This window comes from Gilliamella sp. B2717 (genome assembly GCF_026536675.1).
Classification (GTDB): Bacteria; Pseudomonadota; Gammaproteobacteria; order Enterobacterales; family Orbaceae; genus Gilliamella; species Gilliamella apicola_I.
In genome coordinates, this window is sequence record NZ_JAFNNQ010000075.1 from 1 (window position 1) to 7,081 (window position 7,081).

Here is a 7,081-nt window from a genome sequence, read left to right on the forward strand (position 1 = left end):
GCGTCAGAGGCAGAAAACGTTGCTTAACGTGAGTTTTCGTTCCACTGAGCGTCAGACCCCGTTAATATCTATTCGAAGCGAATGCAGATTGAAGAAACCTTCCGAGACTTGAAAAGTCCTGCCTACGGACTAGGCCTACGCCATAGCCGAACGAGCAGCTCAGAGCGTTTTGATATCATGCTGCTAATCGCCCTGATGCTTCAACTAACATGTTGGCTTGCGGGCGTTCATGCTCAGAAACAAGGTTGGGACAAGCACTTCCAGGCTAACACAGTCAGAAATCGAAACGTACTCTCAACAGTTCGCTTAGGCATGGAAGTTTTGCGGCATTCTGGCTACACAATAACAAGGGAAGACTCACTCGTGGCTGCAACCCTGCTTACTCAAAATCTATTCACACATGGTTACGTTTTGGGGAAATTATGAGGGGATCTCTCAGTGCTCAGCATGTTTGAGTGCTTTACTCGCCGCGGGTTGAGAAATATGTAAAACTTCAGCCGCACGCGTTAAGGAACCACAAGTCATTACAGCATAAAAGATATCGAGATGTCTTAATTTCATTCCATGTAGCCTACTGATTATTTATTTCTACGGACTATTCTAACGAATAAAGTATAAATAATCAGATATACTCGTCATAATTCAAATTTTGGTTTAGTTGTCACGAGAATTAATTCGTAAACGTGCAAGCTAAATAGATTGACTAGGGGAATATACGGGGTAAGAAAGCGGCTCGGCATACTGCCCTATAATAAATTGTTAGGAGAAGTACGCCGAGTAGTGTGTAGCTATTAGGTAAAGTATGTACCAATTTCAATAAATATTTTAATTAAGATACTGTTTGAAATATCAACAATAAAGGCACCGACCATAGGAACGACAAGGAAAGCTTTATGTGATGGTCCAAATGCTTTTGTGACTGTTTGCATATTCGCAATTGCTGTTGGTGTTGCTCCCATACCAAAGCCACAGTGACCCGCGCTGATCACGACAGCATCATAATCTTTGCCCATCATTTTGAAGGTGACAAAGCAGGCAAATAGCACCATGACAACAGTTTGTACAGCAATGATAATTAATACTGGCCCTGCCATGCTTGCCAATTGACCAAATTTTAATGACATTAACGCCATTGCCAAGAAAAGCGATAAAGCAACGCTACCTAATACATCGACGGTCGGCTCAAACACTTCGTGTTTAAATACATGAGTCAGTGTATTACGGATAATAATACCGACAAATAAACACCAGACAAAAGTAGGCAGTTGCAGAAAAGTATCTTTAAACAATGCACTGATATAGCCACCAACAACAATACAGATAATCAGCATTGAAATGGTTTCAATAACGTTATTTGCATTGATTTTTCTTTTGACGCTTGGTTGCTCAAAAGCTTCAACGATAGTGTCGCGCTCTTGCTCGGTTGTTTTAGGAATAGAGACCTTTTTCAAAAGATGACGGGCAACAGGGCCGCCAACTAAACCACCCAACACTAATCCAAGTGTTGCACAAGCCATCGCTAATTCAACGGCGCCTGTTACACCATATTTATCAGCGAGAATAGGGCCCCATGCTCCGGCATTACCATGACCACCTGTTAGAGTAATTGAACCTGCAATTAAGCCAATAAATGGACTTTCATTCATCATGACAGCCATACTCATGCCGACAGTATTTTGAATGGCGATTAGGATCGTTACTGCAATAGTTAATAGAACTAACGGCTTTCCTCCTTTAATCAGTCGAGAAAAGTCAGAACTTAGCCCGATAGAGGAAAAGAATGTGAGCATTAATAAACTTTGCAATGAAGCATCAAAAGTAAACGAATAACCTGATGTTTTATCAATAATTAACAGAACAATTGCAACAATAAAGCCACCAACGACGGCTTCTGGTATGTGGTTTTTTTGTAGGAACGGGGTAAATTTTACGACAAACATTCCTATGAGTAGCGCGATACATGCGACTAATAATGTATAACTGGCATCTAGGATCATTTTTTTACCTCTATTAGTTTACCAGAATTTTCACTATAACAATTTAACAATAGTGAAAAATGAAGTTACTTTGGTTAACTAATCTTTAACAATGAGTTTTATTAGGGTATCCATAACTTTTAGTTAATAGGGTCATAATTTTAGTGTGATCTTAATCATGAAATATTAAAAAGATTAAAATAACAACAATGGTATTTAATGATGGGTAAACCTAAATACCATGCGGGATCCGCACTATTTTCGGTGATAGCAAAAAATAAAAAAGTATAAATAATAAACAAAATTATAAGAGAAGGAGAACATGATAAGCGCAGGCCGAGCAATTTAAAGAAGTGTGATATACAACATAAAACAGCAGCATGACCTTTCTATATTTCGTTGCTTATCGAAGTGTTAATTTTCGGGTGGATTACTCTGTTTGTTGATTAATAACGGAGAAAAATATGATTGCTGTAATATTTGAGGTGCAAATACAACCCGACCAACAAACTCGCTATTTGACTTTAGCTGAGGAGTTAAGACCACTATTAAGTCATGTAGCTGGTTTTATTTCAATTGAACGTTTTCAAAGTCTAGCTACAGAAGGAAAAATGTTATCGCTATCTTGGTGGGAAAACGAATACGCAGTTCTGCAATGGAAAAATCATGTTTTACATGCGAAAGCTCAACAAGAAGGGCGAGAGTCAATATTTGATTTTTACAAAATTAGTATTGCTCATATTACTCGCGAATATTCATTTAAAAAGGACAAGGATAATGTTTGATGTTCACGTTGTTTTAGATAATCAAATAGGACAATTAGCATTACTAGGAAAAACATTAGGTAATAAAGGTATTGGATTGGAAGGGGGAGGGATATTTACGGTTGGTGATGAATGCCATGCTCATTTTCTTGTTGAACAAGGAAAGGAAGCTAAAATAGCGCTAGAGCAAGCTGGACTGTTAGTACTTGCGATCCGGACACCATTAATTCGTAAGTTAAAACAGGAAAAACCGGGGGAACTTGGCGAAATAGCACGAGTATTGGCGGAGAATAACATTAATATTTTAGTGCAATACAGTGACCATGCTAACCAACTGATATTAATAACGGACAATGATAGTATGGCTGCATCTGTTACGCTCCCTTGGGCAATAAAGTGAACTTGCGATGGCTAATTTAATACGAAAAGAGGTTACCTTTGAGTCCTCAATAGCCGCGATAGGGGCGGCTATGTCTGACATTTCACGAGTTAAAATACTCAGTGCTTTGATGGATGGGCGAGCTTGGACGGCCACTGAGCTAAGTTCTGTGGCGAATATATCAGCTTCAACGGCGAGCAGTCATTTATCTAAATTATTAGATTGCCAGCTAATCACAGTAGTAGCTCAAGGCAAGCATCGTTATTTTCGGCTAGCAGGAAAAGATATTGCTGAATTGATGGAAAGTATGATGGGGATCTCCTTAAACCATGGCGTACATGCCAAAGTTTCCACGCCAGTGCATTTACGAAAAGCACGTACTTGCTATGATCATTTAGCTGGCGAAGTTGCCGTTAAGATCTATGATTCCCTTTGTCAACAGCAATGGATCACTGAAAATGGTTCAATGATCACATTAAGTGGTATTCAATATTTTCATGAAATGGGAATTGACGTTCCTTCCAAACATTCACGTAAAATCTGTTGTGCGTGTTTAGATTGGAGTGAACGCCGTTTCCATTTAGGTGGGTACGTTGGAGCCGCATTATTTTCGCTTTATGAATCTAAAGGGTGGTTAACTCGACATCTTGGTTACCGTGAAGTTACCATCACGGAAAAAGGTTATGCTGCTTTTAAGACCCACTTTCACATTTAAGTTGTTTTTCTAATCCGCATATGATCAATTCAAGGCCGAATAAGAAGGCTGGCTCTGCACCTTGGTGATCAAATAATTCGATAGCTTGTCGTAATAATGGCGGCATACTATCAGTAGTAGGTGTTTCCCTTTCTTCTTTAGCGACTTGATGCTCTTGATCTTCCAATACGCAACCTAAAGTAAAATGCCCCACAGCGCTGAGTGCATATAATGCATTCTCTAGTGAAAAACCTTGTTGGCATAAAAAGGCTAATTGATTTTCGAGAGTTTCATACTGTTTTTCTGTAGGCCGTGTACCTAAATGTACTTTTGCTCCATCGCGATGACTTAGTAAAGCACATCTAAAACTTTTAGCGTTATTACGTAAAAAATCTTGCCAGCTTTCCCCTTCTAAAGGGCAAAAGTGAGTATGGTGCCTATCTAACATCTCAATGGCTAAGGCGTCGAGCAAAGCCCGCTTATTTTTTACATGCCAATACAATGTAGGCTGCTCTACACCTAGCTTCTGGGCGAGTTTACGGGTTGTTAAACCTTCGATTCCGACCTCATTAAGCAGCTCTAATGCGCTGTTAATCACTTTACTTTTATCTAATCTAGACATCATTAATTCCTAATTTTTGTTGACACTCTATCATTGATAGAGTTATTTTACCACTCCATATCAGTGATAGAGAAAAGTGAAATGAATAGTTCGACAAAGATCGCATTGGTAATTACGTTACTCGATGCCATGGGGATTGGCCTTATCATGCCAGTCTTGCCAACGTTATTACGTGAATTTATTGCTTCGGAAGATATCGCTAACCACTTTGGCGTATTGCTTGCACTTTATGCGTTAATGCAGGTTATCTTTGCTCCTTGGCTTGGAAAAATGTCTGACCGATTTGGTCGGCGCCCAGTGCTGTTGTTGTCATTAATAGGCGCATCGCTGGATTACTTATTGCTGGCTTTTTCAAGTGCGCTTTGGATGCTGTATTTAGGCCGTTTGCTTTCAGGGATCACAGGAGCTACTGGGGCTGTCGCGGCATCGGTCATTGCCGATACCACCTCAGCTTCTCAACGCGTGAAGTGGTTCGGTTGGTTAGGGGCAAGTTTTGGGCTTGGTTTAATAGCGGGGCCTATTATTGGTGGTTTTGCAGGAGAGATTTCACCGCATAGTCCCTTTTTTATCGCTGCGTTGCTAAATATTGTCACTTTCCTTGTGGTTATGTTTTGGTTCCGTGAAACCAAAAATACACGTGATAATACAGATACCGAAGTAGGGGTTGAGACGCAATCGAATTCGGTATACATCACTTTATTTAAAACGATGCCCATTTTGTTGATTATTTATTTTTCAGCGCAATTGATAGGCCAAATTCCCGCAACGGTGTGGGTGCTATTTACCGAAAATCGTTTTGGATGGAATAGCATGATGGTTGGCTTTTCATTAGCGGGTCTTGGTCTTTTACACTCAGTATTCCAAGCCTTTGTGGCAGGAAGAATAGCCACTAAATGGGGCGAAAAAACGGCAGTACTGCTCGGATTTATTGCAGATAGTAGTGCATTTGCCTTTTTAGCGTTTATATCTGAAGGTTGGTTAGTTTTCCCTGTTTTAATTTTATTGGCTGGTGGTGGGATCGCTTTACCTGCATTACAGGGAGTGATGTCTATCCAAACAAAGAGTCATCAGCAAGGTGCTTTACAGGGATTATTGGTGAGCCTTACCAATGCAACCGGTGTTATTGGCCCATTACTGTTTGCTGTTATTTATAATCATTCACTACCAATTTGGGATGGCTGGATTTGGATTATTGGTTTAGCGTTTTACTGTATTATTATCCTGCTATCGATGACCTTCATGTTAACCCCTCAAGCTCAGGGGAGTAAACAGGAGACAAGTGCTTAGTTATTTCGTCACCAAATGATGTTATTCCGCGAAATATAATGACCCTCTTGATAACCCAAGAGGGCATTTTTTACGATAAAGAAGATTTAGCTTCAAATAAAACCTATCTATTTTATTTATCTTTCAAGCTCAATAAAAAGCCGCGGTAAATAGCAATAAATTGGCCTTTTTTATCGGCAAGCTCTTTTAGGTTTTTCGCATGTATTGCGATATGCATAAACCAGCCATTGAGTAAGTTTTTAAGCACATCATCATCATAAGCTTTAAGTTGGTTCTCTTGGATCAATTTGCTGACAATGGCGTTTACCTTACCAGTAATGTATTCAAGGCTAATTTTTTCAAGTTCATTCCAACCAATGATAGGCATCACTTCTTGGATAGGGATAAGGTTTTTATTATTATCAATAATATAATCAAGATAATGTTCAAATATACTTTCTAAGGCAGACCAACCATTTGTTAAATCAGTTTTTGTTGTGATGTAGGCATCAATCATAATTAATTGCTGCTTATAACAGGCACTGAGTAATTGTTTTTTATTTTTAAAGTGATGATAAAAGGCACCTTTGGTCACCAACGCTTTTCCCGAGATCTCATCTATTGAAACAGCTTGATAGCCTTTTTCAACAAACAATATTCGTGCTGAGTTAACCAGTGATTGATAGGTACTCTTAAAATTTTCTTGTTGATGATTTTTATTTTCCATGATAGATTTAAAATAACATACCGTCAGTATGTTTATGGTATCATGATGATGTGGTCGTGACAATCTTAAGAACATTTAGGTTATTTTATGTATATTGAACAGCATTCTCGCTATCAAAATAAAGCTAATAACATCCAATTAAGATATGATGATAAGCAGTTTCATACAACGGTTATCAAAGATGTTCTATTATGGATTGAACATAATTTAGATCAGTCTTTACTGCTTGATGATGTGGCGAATAAAGCGGGTTATACCAAGTGGTATTTTCAGCGGCTGTTCAAAAAAGTAACAGGGGTCACACTGGCTAGCTATATTCGTGCTCGTCGTTTGACGAAAGCGGCTGTTGAGTTGAGGTTGACGAAAAAAACTATCCTTGAGATCGCATTAAAATATCAATTTGATTCCCAACAATCTTTTACACGTCGATTTAAGTACATTTTTAAGGTTACACCAAGTTATTATCGGCGTAATAAATTATGGGAATTGGAGGCAATGCACTGAGAGATCCCCTCATAATTTCCCCAAAGCGTAACCATGTGTGAATAAATTTTGAGCTAGTAGGGTTGCAGCCACGAGTAAGTCTTCCCTTAGCTTGATAGTCGTTACAGACAGGTTGCTGCACGTCTTTGCGAAAATGAGGCTGTCGAACT

The 7,081-nt window shown here is 39.0% G+C and carries 7 protein-coding genes and 4 pseudogenes; 6 read left to right on the top strand and 5 right to left on the bottom strand.

The window, feature by feature from the left end; translation table 11 throughout:
• Positions 1-60: 60 nt before the first annotated feature.
• Positions 61-426, top strand: a pseudogene (locus tag J3U35_RS06805) (transposase); the annotation flags it as partial.
• 15 nt (positions 427-441) lie between these two features.
• Here the strand turns inward: J3U35_RS06805 and J3U35_RS06810 are convergent.
• Both J3U35_RS06810 and gltS read right to left on the bottom strand, forming a co-directional pair.
• A pseudogene (locus J3U35_RS06810) lies at positions 442-561 on the bottom strand (LysR family transcriptional regulator); the annotation flags it as partial.
• 230 nt (positions 562-791) lie between these two features.
• Positions 792-1,997, bottom strand: a complete 1,206-nt coding sequence (gene gltS, locus J3U35_RS06815; RefSeq protein WP_000599533.1) for a sodium/glutamate symporter — start codon at positions 1,995-1,997, stop codon at positions 792-794.
• Positions 1,998-2,440: 443 nt separating this feature from the next.
• Here gltS and J3U35_RS06820 point away from each other — a divergent pair, with 443 nt between their 5' ends.
• The 3 genes from J3U35_RS06820 to J3U35_RS06830 are packed head-to-tail and all read left to right on the top strand — an operon-like array spanning position 2,441 to position 3,834.
• On the top strand, positions 2,441-2,761 hold the full coding sequence (locus J3U35_RS06820) for an antibiotic biosynthesis monooxygenase family protein (RefSeq protein ID WP_000562370.1): 321 nt from the start codon (positions 2,441-2,443) through the stop codon (positions 2,759-2,761).
• A complete protein-coding gene (locus tag J3U35_RS06825) occupies positions 2,754-3,140 on the top strand; it encodes a hypothetical protein (RefSeq protein ID WP_000460651.1) in 387 nt (128 codons plus the stop codon). Before J3U35_RS06820 ends, J3U35_RS06825 begins: the two co-directional genes overlap by 8 nt.
• Positions 3,141-3,147: 7 nt before the next feature.
• Positions 3,148-3,834 (top strand): ArsR/SmtB family transcription factor, encoded by a 687-nt coding sequence (locus tag J3U35_RS06830; RefSeq protein WP_001284954.1) that lies wholly within the window; start codon positions 3,148-3,150, stop codon positions 3,832-3,834.
• Here the strand turns inward: J3U35_RS06830 and tetR(B) are convergent.
• The gene (tetR(B), locus tag J3U35_RS06835) at positions 3,812-4,435 is read right to left on the bottom strand and encodes a tetracycline resistance transcriptional repressor TetR(B) (RefSeq protein ID WP_000088605.1); all 624 of its coding nucleotides are present in this window, start codon (positions 4,433-4,435) and stop codon (positions 3,812-3,814) included. The two genes, J3U35_RS06830 and tetR(B), sit on opposite strands and share 23 nt — an antisense overlap.
• Before the next feature lie 81 nt (positions 4,436-4,516).
• Here tetR(B) and tet(B) point away from each other — a divergent pair, with 81 nt between their 5' ends.
• Positions 4,517-5,722 (top strand): tetracycline efflux MFS transporter Tet(B), encoded by a 1,206-nt coding sequence (tet(B), locus tag J3U35_RS06840; protein WP_001089072.1) that lies wholly within the window; start codon positions 4,517-4,519, stop codon positions 5,720-5,722.
• Between the two features lie 112 nt (positions 5,723-5,834).
• On the opposite strand, the gene tetC is transcribed toward tet(B), so the two are convergent.
• Positions 5,835-6,428, bottom strand: a complete 594-nt coding sequence (tetC, locus tag J3U35_RS06845; RefSeq protein ID WP_000428546.1) for a tetracyline resistance-associated transcriptional repressor TetC — start codon at positions 6,426-6,428, stop codon at positions 5,835-5,837.
• An 87-nt stretch (positions 6,429-6,515) separates the two neighbouring features.
• On the opposite strand from tetC, the pseudogene J3U35_RS06850 reads away from it, so the two are divergent.
• Positions 6,516-6,911 (top strand): annotated as a pseudogene (locus tag J3U35_RS06850) (helix-turn-helix domain-containing protein); the annotation flags it as partial.
• 30 nt (positions 6,912-6,941) lie between these two features.
• Here J3U35_RS06850 and J3U35_RS06855 read toward each other — a convergent pair.
• A pseudogene (locus tag J3U35_RS06855) lies at positions 6,942-7,019 on the bottom strand (hypothetical protein); the annotation flags it as partial.
• Positions 7,020-7,081: the final 62 nt, after the last annotated feature.

Bases quoted from the DNA above. Each gene is read 5' to 3' on its own strand.
- J3U35_RS06825 (WP_000460651.1), top strand. From the start codon at position 2,754: ATGTTTGATGTTCACGTTGTTTTAGATAATCAAATAGGACAATTAGCA.
- tetC (WP_000428546.1), bottom strand. From the start codon at position 6,428: ATGGAAAATAAAAATCATCAACAAGAAAATTTTAAGAGTACCTATCAA.
- gltS (WP_000599533.1), bottom strand. From the start codon at position 1,997: ATGATCCTAGATGCCAGTTATACATTATTAGTCGCATGTATCGCGCTA.
- J3U35_RS06830 (WP_001284954.1), top strand. From the start codon at position 3,148: ATGGCTAATTTAATACGAAAAGAGGTTACCTTTGAGTCCTCAATAGCC.
- J3U35_RS06820 (WP_000562370.1), top strand. From the start codon at position 2,441: ATGATTGCTGTAATATTTGAGGTGCAAATACAACCCGACCAACAAACT.